Below are 14,165 nucleotides of genomic sequence, written 5' to 3'. Positions count from 1 at the left end.
GGGCGAACGGCTCGCCGCGAGGGCGGCCCGGCCGACCGCGCGGGCGGTCACGGCGCGGTCGCCGACCCGGGCCGCGGCCACCTCGTCGGCCCAGCGCTCCAGGTGGTACCCGAGGGGCGCGCGCAGCGGCCGGAGCGCCGGGTGGACGTCGGCGGCATGCTCGGCGAGGGCGAGGAAGACGTGGTGGCGGCCGGTGAGGTGGGCCCGCTCGTGGGCGAGCAGGGCGGCCCGCTCGGGCCCGGTGAGGGCGCGCAGCATGCCGGAGGTGACCACGATCCGGCCCGGCACGCCCGGGCGGCCGGGGCGGCGCACCCGGCCGGGCAGGGCGAAGGCGTCGGCGCGCTCGTCGTCGAGGACGGCGAGCGGGTGCCCGGGCGGGCTGAGCAGCGCGTGGGCGCAGTCAAGGATGGCTCGCCGCGTACGCGCCCGGCGCATGGAGGCGCGCCGGGGGCGCGTGTCCACATGCCGGTCACTGGCGGGCAGGGCGGCCCAGGCGCGGCGCAGGTCGAGCCGGCGCCGACGGGCGGTCCGGACGGCCAGCGCGGTCAGCGCGGCGAGCGCCAGGGCGGCCACCGCGGCCGCCAGGGGCGCGCTGGGCGCGGCGGTGGTGAGCCAGGGCAGCGAGAGGTGGCCGAACGCGGCGACCGGCGGCAGCTGGAGCAGTCCGGCGGCGGCGAGCAGGCCGAGCGAGCAGAGCGTGCCGCCGGCCAGCACGGCGGCCGACCCGGCGAGCATCCAGGCGGCGGCCCGGGGCGGCAGCGCGTCGGCGAGGCGGCGGGCCAGCGGGGCGGCCAGGAACGGCAGCAGCAGCGGGGCCCAGACGGCGATCATCATGGCGCGGCCGCCCCGGGGGCGCCGTCGCCCAGCAGTTCGCGGAGCAGCTGCTCGTCCTCGGCGGAGAGGTCGGAGACGAAGCGGGCGAGCACGGTGGAGCGGTCGGCCTCCCGGCCGAGCTCGGTGTGCATCCGGCGCGCGGCCAGGCCGGCCGTGTCCTGGACGGTCGGGGTGTACGCGTAGGCGCGGCCCGCGCGGGTGCGCTCCACGGTGCCCTTGTCGTGCAGCCGGGCGAGGATCGTGGCGATGGTGGTGCGGGCGAGGTCCCCGCCGAGCGCCGCCTGGACGTCCTGCGGCGTCATCGGGTGCTGTGCGGACCAGAGGGCGGCCAGCACCTCGGCCTCCAGCTCCCCGGCGGGCCGGCGGGCGGACGGTACGTCGGACATGGCGGCGTTTCCTCCAGTATCGTCTACAGTCATGTAGACCGTCTACGTCACTGTAGACGGTCGGGGCGGTTTCCACTGCGAACCGCCCTCCAACGTACGGGAGGTCCGCCAGCCTTGCTTCAGTTCCTCGCCGATCCAGCCGTTCACCTCGCGGTGAACCCGCTGGACGCCTCCTCGCTGCTCGCCGCGTTCGGCGCGCTCGGCATCGCCGTGGTCCTCTTCGCCGAGACCGGCCTGCTGGTGGGTTTCTTCCTGCCCGGCGACTCGCTGCTGTTCACCGCCGGCCTGCTCTGCGTGCCCGGCGCCACCAAGGGCCCGCAGCTGGAGCTGTGGCAGGTGCTGCCGGCCGCGCTGGTCGGAGCGCTGGCCGGCGCCCAGGTCGGCTACGTGATCGGCAGGCGCGGCGGCCGCGCGCTGCTGCGCCGCACCAAGCGCAAGAGCCTGCTGGAGGGCGTCGAGCGGGCCGAGGAACTGCTGGCCAAGTACGGGCACGGCAAGGCGATCGTGCTCGCCCGGTTCATCCCGGTGGTCCGAACGGTGCTGAACCCGCTCTGCGGCGTGCTCGAAGTGCCGGTCCGCTCGTTCACCTTCTGGCAGGTGGCCGGCGGTGCGCTGTGGTCGGTCGGCGTGGTGCTGGCCGGGTACGCGCTCGGATCGTCGATCCCCAGCATCGACCAATATCTGCTACCGATCATCGGTCTGGTAGTAGTTGTCTCCGTGCTCCCCATTGTTCTCGAAGTGTTCCGCGCCCGTAAGGCGCGCCGTCACGGAGGTGACGCGTGAATTCCTCCCGGGCTCTCGCCGTGTACGACGGCAGTGGCATCGACGGCAGTCTCTACACCCAGGTGAACGGGTGGGCCAAGGCGGCCCCCCACTGGCTGGACGACGTGATCAAGGTCTGGTCGGCGGTCGGCCTCGGCCTGTTCGCCGTCTTCATGCTCTACGCCTGGTGGCGGGCGCGCGGTGCCGACTCGGTCGTGATGGCCAGGGTGCTGGCCTCGCCGGTGATCGTGGTCGTCGCGTACGGCATCAACTCGGTGTTCAAGAGCATGGTCGAGGAGGTCCGGCCGTGCGCCCAGATCCACGGCAGCGTCTCGCTGGAGACCTGCCCGGGGGCCGGTGACTGGTCCTTCCCGAGCAACCACTCCGTGATCGCCTTCGCCGCCGCCGGCGCGCTCTGGTTCGTCAACCGGCGACTCGGCTGGATCGCCGGGATCTTCGCCGTCCTGATGGCCGCCTCCCGGGTCTGGGTCGGCGTGCACTACCCGCACGACGTGGCGGTCGGCGCGCTGGTCGGCATCCTGGCCGCGGTGGCGCTGGCCCCGCTGGCCGGGCGCTGCGGGCCGCTGGTCGACCGGATGCGGGGCGGGGCGCTGCGCCCGCTGCTCGGTCCGGGCGTGGTCCCGGTCGTGACCCGTGGGCAGCACTCGTACGAGGCGCCGCGGTACTGACGTTCGCGTCCCGCTCGACCCTTGTACGGACGGGGTGGCGGGTAGAGCATGTGAGCCGGGCGTGGGCCCCCGTTGACGGGGGACCCGCCCGGCTCTGTCGTGCCAGCGGAGGGAGTGCCATGCCGTACCGACTCGACATCACGCAGGGGGACTGGCCCGCCGAGTTGCTGCGCAAGGGCGTCGAGGGCCTGCTCGCCGAGGCCATGGTGCTCACCCTCGCGACCGCAGGCCATGAGCACGGACCGCACGCCAACCTGGCCTTCTTCGCGTACGACGACGACCTCGTCCTGTACTTCGTCAGCGAGCGCTCCACCCGGCACAGCCACCACCTCGCCGAGGAGGCCCGGGCCGCCGCCACCGTGTTCCTGCCACCGCCGGTCTTCGGCGAGCAGCTGCGCGGCCTCCAGCTCACCGGCAGCGCGGGCGAGGCGTGGGGGCGGCAGGCCGAGGCGGCGCTGGCCGCGTACCAGGGGCGGTACCCGGCCTTCGCGCAGGACGAGGACGTCCGGCGGCAGTACCTCACCGGGGGCGGGGCGGCGGCGCTGTACCGCTTCGAGGTGGACGAGCTGACGGCGGTGGACGAGCCGAACTTCGGGCGGCGCAACTACCTGCGGGCGCGGGTGGTGCGGTGACCTGCCACCGGATGTTTGCCCTCGGGGTGGTCGGTCACGGCCGTGACGCGGGCCTCGGCGGATCTCAGTGGCTGCCGCGGAGGTTGAGCACGACCACCCCAACGATGATCAGCGCGATCCCCGCCAGCTGCAGCCGCCCCAGCGACTCGCCGAAGGCGATCACCCCGATCCCGGCGACCGCCGCCGTCCCGGCGCCCGACCAGACGGCGTAGGCGACCGAGACCGGTATGTGTTTGAGCGCGCGGCCCAGCAGCACGAAGGAGAGCACGTAACCGATGGCGACGCCGACGCTCGGCCAGAGGCGGGAGAAACCTTCGGTGAGCTTGAGGCAGCTGGTGGCGCAGACCTCGCTCAGGATGGCGAGGGCGAGCAGGACGTAGGGCATGCCGGTGTCAAACAGCCGGCTGCGCGCCGAGCTTCCCGAGCAGGGCGAGATCGGCCCGTTCCAGGCTGTCGAGCAGCGTGATCCGGGTGCCGTCGGGCATCGGCGTCGCGGTGGACGGGACGGCGAGGACCGCGCAGCCGGCCGCGGTGGCGGAGGCGACGCCGGTCGGGGTGTCCTCGACGGCGACGCAGGCGGCCGGGTCGAGGCCGAGGCGCTCGGCGGCGGCGAGGTACGGGTCGGGCGCCGGCTTGGTGCGCTCGGTGTCCTCGGCGGCGAGGGTGACGGTGAACCAGTCCCGGCCGATGGTGGCGAGGACGAGGTCGACCACCCGGCGCGGGGAGGCGGAGACCAGCGCGGTGGGCACCCGGGCGTCCCGGAGGGAGGCGAGCAGGGCGAGCGCGCCGGGGCGGGGCACCGTCTCGGCGGCGACCTTGTCGGCGAAGGACTCGCCGAGCCGGTCGGCGACCTCGGCCTCGGTGAGCTCGGTGCCGCTGACCCGGTGCAGGTGGGCGGCGGTGTGCTCGACGGCCCGGCCGAGCACCTCGGGGGCGTCCCGGTCGGTGAGCGCGTGGTGGAGCTCGTCGGCGAGCTCGGCGGCGGCCTGCCACCAGAGGTGCTCGGTGTCGACCAGGGTGCCGTCCATGTCGAAGAGGACGGCGGCGGGCAGGGCGGTGTCGGGCAGGGCGGTTTCAGGCATGGCGGTACCTTCGGTGGTTCATCGGAGGCTCGGCATCGGAGGCTCGGCGGAAAGGACAGGCTCTCAGGCGGCGCGGCGGTCCACCAGTACGGGGCGCTCCGGCAGGGTGAGTTCGGCGCGCGATCCGGCCGGCAGGGCGGCGGTGGCCTCGGTCGGCAGGTCGGCCTTGACCTCGGTGCCGTCCTCCAGGCGGACGGTCAGCCGGGTGACGGCGCCGAGGAAGGACGCGGTGATGACGATCGCCGGGCCGGTCTCGGACGGGGTCAGGACGACGTTCTCGGGGCGGACCAGCACGTGGAGTTCGCCGTCGGCCGGCACGGTGCCGTCCACGGCGTGCCGGCGGCCGAGCACCTCGACTCCGTCGGCGGTGCGGGTGCACGGGATCCGGCTCATGGTGCCGACGAACTCGGCGACGAACGCGGTGGTCGGGCGCGAGTACAGCTCGTTCGGGGTGGCACACTGCTCCAGCCGGCCCGCGCGCAGCACGGCGACGCGGTCGGCCATGGACAGCGCCTCCTCCTGGTCGTGGGTGACGAACAGGGTGGTGATCCCCAACTCCTGCTGGAGGCGGCGGATCTCCTCGCGCAGCGAGAGCCGGACCTTCGCGTCCAGGGCGGACAGCGGCTCGTCGAGCAGCAGGACCCGCGGCTGCAGGGCGAGCGCGCGGGCGAGCGCGATGCGCTGCTGCTGGCCGCCGGACATCTGGTGCGGGTAGTGCTCGGCGCGGTGCGGCAGGCCGACCAGCTCCAGCAGCTCCTGGGCGCGCTTGCGGCGCGAGGCCTTGCCGGTGCCGCGCATCCGCATCCCGAAGGCGACGTTGTCGAGCGCGGTGAGGTGCGGGAAGAGGCTGTAGGACTGGAACACCATGCCCGCGTCGCGCTTGTGCGCGGGGATCGCGGTGATGTCCTGCCCGTCGACGAGGACCTCGCCGGAGTCGTGCTGCTCGAAGCCCGCCAGGATGCGCAGCGCGGTGGTCTTGCCGCAGCCGGACGGGCCGAGCAGGGCGAGCAGTTCGCCCGGGTGGACGGTCAGGTCCAGGCCGTCGAGGGCGGTGGTGGCGCCGAACGAGCGGCGCAGCGACCGGAACTCGACGGTGGCGCCGTTGGGCGCGAGCGCGACTCCGGTGACGGGGGCGGGAACCGTGGTCATGACTGGGAACTCCTGGAAAGCGTGGGGTGGATCAGGACCGCGCGGCCTTGCGGCCGCGGCCGACGGCGGACATCAGCAGCAGGACGAGCCAGACGATCAGCAGGCTGAGCATCGACACGGCGACGGACATCTGGCCGTCGCTCTTGCCGTTGGAGTTGATCCACACCGAGAAGGGGGCGAAGCCGAGGATCGACGCGGTGGTGAACTCGCCGAGCACGAGGGCGACGGTGAGCACGGCCGCGTTCAGCAGACCGCTGCGCAGGTTCGGCAGGACGACGGTGAACACCGCGCGCATCCAGCCGGCGCCGCAGTTGCGGGCGGCCTCGACCAGGGTGACGACGTCCACGCCGCGCAGCCCGGCGTCCAGCGCCCGGTAGGCGAACGGGAGCGCCATCAGCACGTAGGCGATGACCAGGACTACCGGGAACTTCGGGTCCTGGATGGCCACGATGGTCTGGAAGAACGGGGTGTCCCGCAGGTAGTCCGGACCCCAGCGCAGCACGCCGATGATGCCGGTGGTGAGCGCGACCACCGGGACGACCAGCGGCATCGAGCACATCACCTCGATCACCGGGCCGAGCTTCGGTGCGCCGAGCCGGGCGGCGAGCATCGCCGGCACCAGCAGGAGCAGCAGCACGGCCACGGTGACGCCGGCGAGTTCGAGGCTCAGCACGAGGCTGTCCATGAAGCCGGGAGCGTCCAGCAGGTCCGTGTAGGCACGGAAGGTGGTGCCGCCCTTGTGGTCGTCGGTGCTGAAGATCACCGACGAGGCCAGCGGGATGGCGAAGTAGACCGCGCAGATCAGCAGGACGACGCCGCGGCCGAAACGGATGCGATTGATCAGGCGAGCCACTTGGCACTCCGGCGCTGAAGGGGCAGGTACACGGCCATCACCAGGCAGGCGACCACGATCATGTCGAGGCCGAGGGCGAGGGCGAGGTTGCCCTGGCCGACCAGGACGTTGCCGGACAGCGCGTCGCCGATCTGCATCGAGATCAGCGGCACCGAACTGCCCACCATGGCCTCGGCGGTGGCGTACGCGGCGAAGGAGGCGCCGAAGAGCAGCACGAAGCCGCCGAGCAGCGAGGGCGCCAGCACCGGCAGGGCCACGTGCCGCCAGTACTGCACGACGGTGGCGCCGTTGTTGTACGCGGCCTCGCGCCACTGGACCCGCAGGCCCTCCAGGGCCGGGGTGATGGTGATGACCATCAGCGGCACCAGGAAGTACAGGTAGACCACGGAGAGGCCGGAGAAGGTGTAGAGGCTCCAGCCGTGCGAGGTGAGACCGAACTGCTTGGTGACCTCACCGGCGTTGCCGAGGGTGGCGACGAACATGAACGCGAGCGGCACGCCGCCGAAGTTGGCGAGCACGCCGGAGGCGGAGAGCACGGCCTCGCGGAAGACCCGGAACCGGGAGGTGGCCACGGCCTGGGCCAGCGGCAGGCCGACGACGGTGGCGATCAGCGCGGTCAGCAGCGAGAGCTTCACGCTGCCCCACAGGGCGGTGAAGTACGCGCCCTGGAGCGAGCCGGTGAGGTTGTCGGTGGTGAACGTTCCGCCGCCGTCGGGGGCGTCGGTGGAGGTCGTGAACGCGCCGATGGCGATCGCGACGGCGGGCAGGCCGAAGCCGATCACGAAGAACAGCAGGAGGGGGAGGGCGGCCAGCCAGGCACGGCCGCGGGGACCGCGTCGCTTGCCGGGGCGGGGCGCCTTGGCGGCCGCCGCGGTGGCGGCCGGGGTGCTGGGGGATGCGGAGCCGGGGTGACCCCCGCCGCCATGGGCGGCGGAGGCCGGGGCCGGCACCGGGGTGGGAGCCGTGGTCATTTTCAGGTCAGCCCGCGATCGCCTTGGCCCAGTTCTCGGTCACGGTCTTCTTGGCCGCGTCCGTCTGCTCCTGGGTCGGGAAGGTGGTGAAGGGCTTCTCGACCGGCGGGAGCTTCGCGGCGGCGGCCGCGTCGAGGGTGCCGGCGGCCTTCATGGCGTCGAACAGGGCCGGGGTGGCGTAGCCGCCCAGGAAGCCGTTCTGGCCCTCGGCGCTGTAGAGGTACTCCTCCCACAGGCGGGCGGCGGCCGGGTGCGGCGCATCCTTGTTGATCGCCTGGTTGTAGTACTGCGCGTAGGAGCCGTCCGACGGGATGGCGACCTGCCAGTCGATGCCCTTGTCCTTGAACTTCACGGCGTAGCCGGCGTTCAGGTACGACCAGTCGATGCTGATCGGGGTCTCGCCCTTCTCGATGGTCGCCGGGGTGACCTCGACCGGGTTGAAGTTGCCGGCCTGCTTGACCTTGCCGAAGAAGTCGATGCCGGGCTGGATGTTGTCCAGCGAGCCGCCGTTGGCGAGGGCCGCGGCGTAGACGGCGCCGAACGCGGCACCGGCCTTGGTCGGGTTGCCGTTCAGGGCGACCATGCCCTTGTAGTCGGGCTTCAGCAGGTCGGCGAAGGTCTTCGGGCAGACGGACACCTTCTTGGCGTCGCAGCCGATCGACATGTAGCCGCCGTAGTCGTTGTAGGCGGCGCCGTTGGCGTCCTTCATGGTGGCCGGGATCTTGTCGAAGCCGGCGACCTTGTACGGGGCCAGCAGGCCCTGCTTGGCGGCGCTCAGCGCGAAGGCGGAGCCGAGGTCGACGACGTCGGGGGCGCGGTCCTGGCCCTTGCGGGAGGTGACCGCGTTGATCTCGTCCTGGCTGGAGCCGTCCGGGTTCTCGTCCTCGATCTCGATGCCGTACTTCGCCTTGAAGTCGTCCATCAGCTTGCCGTAGTTCGCCCAGTCCCGGGGCAGCGTGATGACGTGCAGCTTGCCCTCCTTCTTGGCGGCGGCGACCAGGCCGTCCATGCCGCCGAAGTCGGCGAGGGACGTGGCGGTCTTCGCGTCCTTGCCACCGGCGGCGTCGCCGGACTTCGCGGTGGACGAGCCGGCGGAGCCGCAGGCGGTGAGGGAGAGCGCGGCGGCGGTCAGGACGGCCGCGAAGGCGGCGGAGCGGGCGCGGTGCACGGACACTGGTCAGTCTCCTGATCGGGGGTGTACTGCGAGGGGTCACTGCAGGGGGCACTGCGGGCGTTACTGCGGGCGTTGCTGCAAGGGGTCGCTGCGCGGTGAGGTGCAGCGGTGTCAGATCGGGGGATCGTGCGAGTGGCCGTTCCGGAGCCGTCCGACTGTTGTTCGGTGCCGTCCGAGTTGACTAGCCAACTTCGCTGACGGGGGTAAGTACGCCGCAGTCCGGTGACGGGAAGGTGAACGGACGGCCCAGAACCGGGGTCGGCTGCGGGAACGGTGGAATCCGGCCACCGGCGAGTGATCCGTTCGGTGCGATGCTTCGAAGGCGCAGCGGGATAAGGTCGGGCTGTCCGCGCCGGTACGGCTGCGCAGGACACCGCCCCAGGAGGGACATTGACTGACGTGGCACTTGAGCCGGAGCGGCCCGCCGAGCGCGCCGCCGGTGCTCTGTACCGGAAGGTGGCGGCCGACCTCCGCGAGGCGATCACCACCGGCGCGTACGGCGAGGCCGGCCGACTGCCCGCCGAGGGCGCGCTGGCCGAGCAGTACGGCGTCTCCCGCGGCACCGTTCGGCAGGCGCTGGCCGTGCTCCGCTCGGACGGGCTGGTCACCTCCCGGCGCGGCACCCGGCGCGTGGTGCTCGGTGGCGCGCGGGTGCAGAGCTTCTCCGAACTCCTCAGCTTCACGCACTGGGCGTACTCGATGGGGGAGGAGCCCGGCGGCATCCTCGACTCGCTGGTCCGTCGCCCGGCCGACGCCGCCGAGCGCGAGCAGCTGCGGCTGGAGCCCGGCGCCGAGGTGTACGTGACGGTCCGTCTCCGGACCCTGTCCGGCACGCCGGTGATGGTCGAGCGCACCATCTACCCGCCGCGGGTCGGCGAGATCGTCGCCCAGCTGCCGCCGGACGTCGTCTCGCACACCGAGGTCCTGCGGGAGCACGGCATCCTGTTCACCGACGCCGACCACACCATCGACATCGTCGCGGCCAACGCGGAGGACGCCCGTCTGCTCGGCTGCCGCCGTGGCGGCCCGCTGCTGCGCGAGCGGCGGCGCACGACGGACCCGACCGGCACGCCGGTGGAGTGGTCCCAGGACCGCTACCTGCCGGGGACGGTGGCGTTCAGCGTGCACAACTCGCTGGCCACGTCGGCGCTTTCGCGGCACGCACGGGAGATGGACTGAGCCGGTCCGGGGTGGGGAGCCCCGACTCCCCACCCCGGAAGGTCACTTCATCAGCAGGTCACTTCATGAGTGAGGCGAGCAGCGGGCGGTAGTGCTCGAAGTCCGGAGTCGGCGCGCCGGCTGTCTTCGCCTGCTCGTCCCACCGCCGGACGGTCACCGCGTCGGCAGCGCCCGGGAGTTCGGCGAAGGCGGCGGCTTGCTGCTCGTCCATCGGGCCACCCTGGACCTTGAGGGTGTACTCGGACGCCTCGGACAGCCGCGCGCGGTAGCCCGGCTCGACGGTGCAGAGGTAGCGCTTCGCGGCCACGTGCAGGCGGACCGGCTCGGTGACCTCCGGGCCGAACCACTGGGCCAGCCAGTGTGCGCCGGTGTCACTGTGACGGTTGTCCTGACCCTGCATCAGATCCCGTCCGTGCAGGGCTCCCTGGAAGTGGCCGACGTCGTGGAGCAGTGCGGCGGCGATCAGGTGCGGAGGCGCGTCCGCCGCCTCGGCGGCTGCGGCGGCCTGGAGCATGTGCTCGGCCATCGTGACCGCCTCGCCCAGGTACTCCCCGGCACCCTCGCCCGCGAACAGCTCGGCGACGGCGTCCAGGGCGGCGGTGCGGCGGTGCAGCACGGCGAGGGTGGAGGCGAGGGAGTCGAGGTCGGCGTAGCAGCCCTGGAGGTGGCGGTGGCCGTCCTGCTGGAAGGCCGTCCGGGCGTGCAGGAGGCGGGTGTTGTCGAAGATGAGGCAGTCGCCGCGGTCGAGGCGGAAGGTGAGCTGCAGCTCGGGGCGGAGCGTGATCGCGGCGAAGCGGCGGTAGGCGGCGTAGAAGGCGGCCAGTGCGTCGCTGCTCCCGCGGAGGGTGCTGATCGAGCGGTTGTTGAACCGCACCTCGCGGATCCGGCCGAGGGCGTCCACGTCGATCAGCGGACGGTCGGCGCGCAGCTCGGTACAGCGGTCTCGGAAGACGAACGGGACGAGGGTGCGGGTGAGGACGGCGAAGTCGTCCGGGGCCTCCTCGCGCAGGATCGCGGCGGCCTTGAACCCGTCGACGAGGCCGGAGTCGCCGCCGGTGGCGGAGTTCTCCAGGCAGTGCAGGAGCTGGAGGGTGGGCACCGGGTCCCGGTAAGGGTTGTCCGTGTGCGGCGCGATGGCAACACTCGTGAACGCCAGGTTGTTTGGATCCGGCTCGACTCGGACATCGAACAGCTCCCCGTAGTTGGTGGTGCGCACGTACCCGAAGGTCTCCGCGACGGCCCGCACCTGCCCCTCCACCGCCGGCACCCCGCGCAACACCGCGAACCCGCTGCGCCGCACGGCACTCAGCACGGCCGCCTGCTCGGCGGGGTCGCCGACGTACGCCTCCCACTCCGCCTCGGGCAGCCCGCGCCGGAAGTCCGCCGCCACCCAGAGCCGCTTGTGCGCCTCCGTCCGCCCGTCCCCTTCGTCCTCGGCGCCCAGCCAGGCCAGCGGGTAGCGGGACCGGTGCCCGTCCGACCAGAGCACTTCGAGGTTCCCCTCGATCTCCGCCTGCGCGGCGACCGCGAGATCCTCCGGCAGGTCGTTGATCTGGAACAGCTTCTGCCCGGTCCGCGGATCGCGGCACTCGGCACACGGGCAGTTGTCGCGCAGCCAGTACGGCGGCAGCTCGGGCATGGCGAATCTCCTCCTCGGGCGTTCTTTCGAGGGGAGTTGTATAGCCAACTTCACCCCCATGGCCGGGAGCCTGCCGGTCCCCGGTGAGCTGTACGTGCCCGGCGGGTGAACGTCGGGGGAACTGTGCCGGGAGGTAGTGGCCGAAACCCGTTGCGCCCGTGGCCCTGACCTGCTCGGATATGACCCCCGCCGCCCCGCCGCACCGCGTCATAGCTCCAGCACCAACACGTCGTGGTCGGCCGCACCCTCCCATGGAATCGCCGTGCCCACCTGGCGGTAGCCCCACGCCCGGTACGCGGCCTGCGCCGCCGTCGCCTCAGACCGGCTGTTCAGCATCACGCGTTGGTTGTCCAGCCCGTTCACCAGGGCCCGGTGCATCTCGCCGGCCACGCCCCGCCTGCGCCAGGCGGGGCGTACCGCCGGCTCGAACAGGCCGAACGTCCGATTCCCGTCCTCGTGGCGAAGCTCCTCGGGGACGGGTTCGGTAAGGGTGTCCCACCAGCCCGTGTTCGCGGTCAGCGGGTAGCCGTAGGCCATCCCCACCGTCACCTCGCCGTCGAACGCCACCGCAGCCCGGAATCCCCGCGTTCTCAATCAGGAACCGAAGTAGCGCAACGGGGCTAACCTCGGAGCGATGCCGAGCAGGAGGATCAGAACGTGGTCTTTCCCGACGACGAATCGATCTCGGACTGGTATGCCGCCCGGACCGATCGGTACCGGCCGCCGGGGACGCGGGATGCGTTGGCGATCGTGCCCGAGGACCGGCGGGGGCTGCATCCGTTCCAGGACATCCCCCGGCTGGTGGTCGAGTGGGACGGGCGTGTCTGGCAGCTGGTTGCCGTTGCTGCCGACTTCTCGGAGGCGTATCCGCTGATCATGCGGCGGGACGGGGAGCTGATCGAGCCGCAGGACGACACTCCCGTGGCGTTGCTGCGGAAGGGAACGGGGGCGCCACCGTCGGCTGATTCCTCCGAACAACTGACGGGCGCGCCCCGAGAGTCTCTCGGGGCGCGCCCGCATCGTGCGGCTGACTGCGACCGTTCGGGTGAGGGGGGTGGGTCGGAGCGCGTTTCGGGGTGGGGGAGGTGCTGGGGCTGCGGCACTGTCGGGGTGGATTTTCCCTGACAGGAGAGGTGGCCGGGTATGGCTCATCCCAGTACGAAGTCGAGTCCGGCAGCGCCGGGGCATACCGAGCTTCGGCGCGAGGTCGGGGTCATCGGTCTGCTCTGGGCGTCGGTCGGGGCGATCATCGGCTCCGGCTGGCTGTTCGGGGCGCAGAAGGCGGCGGTGGCGGCGGGGCCGGCGGCGCTGCTGTCCTGGGGGATCGGCGCGGCGGCGATCGTCCTGCTGGCGCTGGTGCACGCCGAGCTGGGCGGGCTGTTCCCGGTGGCGGGCGGCACGGCGCGGTATCCGCACTACGCGTTCGGCGGCTTCGCGGGGATGTCCTTCGGCTGGTTCACGTGGCTGCAGGCGGCGACGATCGCGCCGATCGAGGTCCAGGCGATGATCAACTACGCCCGGCACTGGACCTGGGCGGGCGGCCTGCTGCACAAGGACCTGACGCTGACCGGCGCCGGTTTCGTCGTCGCGGCCGCCCTGCTCGCGGTCTTCGTCGCGATCAACTTCCTCGGTGTGCGGCTGCTCGCCCACACCAACAGCGTGGCCACCGTGTGGAAGGTCGCCGTCCCGATCCTGACCATCTTCGCGCTCGGGATCACGGAGTTCCACGGCTCCAACTTCTCCGTGCACGGCTTCGCGCCGGACAAGGCCAAGGGCGTGCTCGCGGCGATCAGCACGAGCGGCGTGATCTTCGCGCTGCTCGGCTTCGAGCAGGCCATCCAGTGGGCGGGCGAGAGCCGCAACCCCCGTCGGGACATCCCCCGGGCCGTCATCGGGTCGGTCGTGATCGGCACGCTCGTCTACGTCATGCTCCAGGTGGTGTTCATCGGAGCGCTGCCGCCGTCGACCTTCGCCGGCGGCTGGAGGGCGCTCGACTACCCGGGCATCAGCGGGCCGTTCGCGGGTCTCGCGACGCTGATCGGTCTGGGCTGGCTGGCCACCGTCCTCTTCGTCGACGCGGTGATCTCGCCCGCCGGCACCGGGCTGGTCTACATCACCTCCAGCTCGCGGGTGACGTACGGCCTGAGCCGCAACGGCTACGCGCCGCAGGCCCTGCAGTTCACCGACCGGCGCTCGGTGCCCTGGCTCGGCCTGGTCATCGCGTGGGTCGCCGGGGTGCTCTGCTTCCTGCCGTTCCCGAGCTGGCAGCGGCTGGTCGGCTTCATCACCTCGGCCGTCGTGCTGATGTACGCGGGCGCGCCGCTGGCCTTCGGGGTCCTGCGCAAGCGGATGCCGGGGATGGAGCGCTCGTACCGCCTGCGCGGCGGCTCGATCATCTCGCCGCTCGCGTTCGCGGTGGCGAGCCTGGTCATCTACTGGTCCGGCTGGGACACCCTGTGGCGGCTGGGCATGGCGATCGTGATCGGCTACGTGCTGCTCGGCGGGTACTCGGCGTACGCCGCGGCGAAGGGGGTGCCGAACGCGCCGCGGATGGACTTCAAGGCGGGGCAGTGGCTGCCGGTCTACCTGGTCGGGATGGGCCTGATCTCCTGGCAGGGGTCCTTCGGCGAGGGCTCCCTGGGCAATCTGCCGCTGTGGTGGGACATCCTCGTCGTCGCGGCGTTCGCCCTGGTGATCTATTACTGGGCGTTGGCGGTCGCCCTGCCGGCGGAGGAGATCGAGCGGAACATCCGCGGCGTCGAGGTGATGGACGCGGGCGGGCACTGAGCAGACGTTTGGGCGGCCCCCGAGATGC

General features: G+C 72.2%; 16 protein-coding genes. 6 read left to right on the top strand and 10 right to left on the bottom strand.

What is annotated here, in order from left to right; translation table 11 throughout:
- A partial coding sequence (locus tag KV557_RS21700; RefSeq protein WP_218202700.1) for a M56 family metallopeptidase occupies positions 1–834 on the bottom strand: 834 nt, incomplete at its 3' end.
- Positions 831–1,220 carry a BlaI/MecI/CopY family transcriptional regulator gene (locus KV557_RS21695; RefSeq protein WP_218202698.1) on the bottom strand — a complete coding sequence of 130 codons (390 nt, stop codon included), beginning with the start codon at positions 1,218–1,220 and terminating at the stop codon, positions 831–833. The genes KV557_RS21700 and KV557_RS21695, both read right to left, overlap by 4 nt.
- A 114-nt stretch (positions 1,221–1,334) precedes the next feature.
- Here KV557_RS21695 and KV557_RS21690 point away from each other — a divergent pair, with 114 nt between their 5' ends.
- The 3 genes from KV557_RS21690 (at position 1,335) to KV557_RS21680 (ending at position 3,303) form a co-directional block, all read left to right on the top strand.
- Complete coding sequence (locus KV557_RS21690; protein ID WP_218202696.1) at positions 1,335–2,003, top strand: DedA family protein; 669 nt, start codon at positions 1,335–1,337, stop codon at positions 2,001–2,003.
- A complete protein-coding gene (locus tag KV557_RS21685; RefSeq protein WP_218202695.1) occupies positions 2,000–2,671 on the top strand; it encodes a phosphatase PAP2 family protein in 672 nt (223 codons plus the stop codon). The genes KV557_RS21690 and KV557_RS21685 overlap by 4 nt, the downstream gene beginning before the upstream one ends.
- Before the next feature lie 119 nt (positions 2,672–2,790).
- A complete protein-coding gene (locus KV557_RS21680; RefSeq protein ID WP_218202693.1) occupies positions 2,791–3,303 on the top strand; it encodes a pyridoxamine 5'-phosphate oxidase family protein in 513 nt (170 codons plus the stop codon).
- Positions 3,304–3,367: 64 nt separating this feature from the next.
- Here KV557_RS21680 and KV557_RS21675 read toward each other — a convergent pair whose 3' ends face one another.
- From KV557_RS21675 to KV557_RS21650, 6 genes are all read right to left on the bottom strand, one after another.
- Positions 3,368–3,688, bottom strand: a complete 321-nt coding sequence (locus KV557_RS21675; RefSeq protein ID WP_218202691.1) for a DMT family transporter — start codon at positions 3,686–3,688, stop codon at positions 3,368–3,370.
- Between the two features lie 7 nt (positions 3,689–3,695).
- Positions 3,696–4,385, bottom strand: a complete 690-nt coding sequence (locus KV557_RS21670) for an HAD family hydrolase (protein ID WP_218202689.1) — start codon at positions 4,383–4,385, stop codon at positions 3,696–3,698.
- A 63-nt stretch (positions 4,386–4,448) separates the two neighbouring features.
- Complete coding sequence (locus tag KV557_RS21665; RefSeq protein WP_218202687.1) at positions 4,449–5,534, bottom strand: ABC transporter ATP-binding protein; 1,086 nt, start codon at positions 5,532–5,534, stop codon at positions 4,449–4,451.
- Between the two features lie 31 nt (positions 5,535–5,565).
- Positions 5,566–6,375: an ABC transporter permease gene (locus tag KV557_RS21660; RefSeq protein ID WP_374106661.1), complete on the bottom strand. Its 810-nt coding sequence runs from the start codon at positions 6,373–6,375 to the stop codon at positions 5,566–5,568.
- Positions 6,375–7,358: an ABC transporter permease gene (locus KV557_RS21655; protein WP_218202684.1), complete on the bottom strand. Its 984-nt coding sequence runs from the start codon at positions 7,356–7,358 to the stop codon at positions 6,375–6,377. The genes KV557_RS21660 and KV557_RS21655 overlap by 1 nt, the downstream gene beginning before the upstream one ends.
- Positions 7,359–7,365: 7 nt before the next feature.
- Complete coding sequence (locus tag KV557_RS21650; RefSeq protein ID WP_218202682.1) at positions 7,366–8,532, bottom strand: ABC transporter substrate-binding protein; 1,167 nt, start codon at positions 8,530–8,532, stop codon at positions 7,366–7,368.
- A 399-nt stretch (positions 8,533–8,931) separates the two neighbouring features.
- Between KV557_RS21650 and KV557_RS21645 the strand changes: the two genes are divergently transcribed.
- On the top strand, positions 8,932–9,711 hold the full coding sequence (locus KV557_RS21645) for a GntR family transcriptional regulator (protein WP_218202680.1): 780 nt from the start codon (positions 8,932–8,934) through the stop codon (positions 9,709–9,711).
- Between the two features lie 58 nt (positions 9,712–9,769).
- On the opposite strand, the gene tmpA is transcribed toward KV557_RS21645, so the two are convergent.
- Complete coding sequence (gene tmpA, locus KV557_RS21640) at positions 9,770–11,350, bottom strand: 2-trimethylaminoethylphosphonate dioxygenase (protein ID WP_218202678.1); 1,581 nt, start codon at positions 11,348–11,350, stop codon at positions 9,770–9,772.
- A 207-nt stretch (positions 11,351–11,557) separates the two neighbouring features.
- Positions 11,558–11,917: a hypothetical protein gene (locus KV557_RS21635; protein ID WP_218202677.1), complete on the bottom strand. Its 360-nt coding sequence runs from the start codon at positions 11,915–11,917 to the stop codon at positions 11,558–11,560.
- A 90-nt stretch (positions 11,918–12,007) separates the two neighbouring features.
- Between KV557_RS21635 and KV557_RS21630 the strand changes: the two genes are divergently transcribed.
- Together KV557_RS21630 and KV557_RS21625 are read left to right on the top strand one after the other, a co-directional pair.
- Complete coding sequence (locus KV557_RS21630) at positions 12,008–12,475, top strand: DUF6087 family protein (RefSeq protein ID WP_218202675.1); 468 nt, start codon at positions 12,008–12,010, stop codon at positions 12,473–12,475.
- Between the two features lie 18 nt (positions 12,476–12,493).
- Complete coding sequence (locus KV557_RS21625) at positions 12,494–14,137, top strand: APC family permease (protein ID WP_218202673.1); 1,644 nt, start codon at positions 12,494–12,496, stop codon at positions 14,135–14,137.
- Positions 14,138–14,165: the final 28 nt, after the last annotated feature.

The sequence above is a fragment of the Kitasatospora aureofaciens genome, assembly GCF_019192735.1.
Taxonomy (GTDB): domain Bacteria; phylum Actinomycetota; class Actinomycetes; order Streptomycetales; family Streptomycetaceae; genus Kitasatospora; species Kitasatospora aureofaciens_A.
The sequence above is the reverse complement of the archived record's forward strand: the minus strand, read 5'-3'. Positions and strand labels throughout refer to the sequence as shown.

Excerpts from the sequence above, each read along its gene's own strand:
- KV557_RS21695 (WP_218202698.1), bottom strand. The coding sequence starts at position 1,220 with ATGTCCGACGTACCGTCCGCCCGCCGGCCCGCCGGGGAGCTGGAGGCC.
- KV557_RS21680 (WP_218202693.1), top strand. The coding sequence starts at position 2,791 with ATGCCGTACCGACTCGACATCACGCAGGGGGACTGGCCCGCCGAGTTG.
- KV557_RS21675 (WP_218202691.1), bottom strand. The coding sequence starts at position 3,688 with ATGCCCTACGTCCTGCTCGCCCTCGCCATCCTGAGCGAGGTCTGCGCC.
- KV557_RS21670 (WP_218202689.1), bottom strand. The coding sequence starts at position 4,385 with ATGCCTGAAACCGCCCTGCCCGACACCGCCCTGCCCGCCGCCGTCCTC.
- KV557_RS21665 (WP_218202687.1), bottom strand. The coding sequence starts at position 5,534 with ATGACCACGGTTCCCGCCCCCGTCACCGGAGTCGCGCTCGCGCCCAAC.
- KV557_RS21655 (WP_218202684.1), bottom strand. The coding sequence starts at position 7,358 with ATGACCACGGCTCCCACCCCGGTGCCGGCCCCGGCCTCCGCCGCCCAT.
- tmpA (WP_218202678.1), bottom strand. The coding sequence starts at position 11,350 with ATGCCCGAGCTGCCGCCGTACTGGCTGCGCGACAACTGCCCGTGTGCC.
- KV557_RS21625 (WP_218202673.1), top strand. The coding sequence starts at position 12,494 with ATGGCTCATCCCAGTACGAAGTCGAGTCCGGCAGCGCCGGGGCATACC.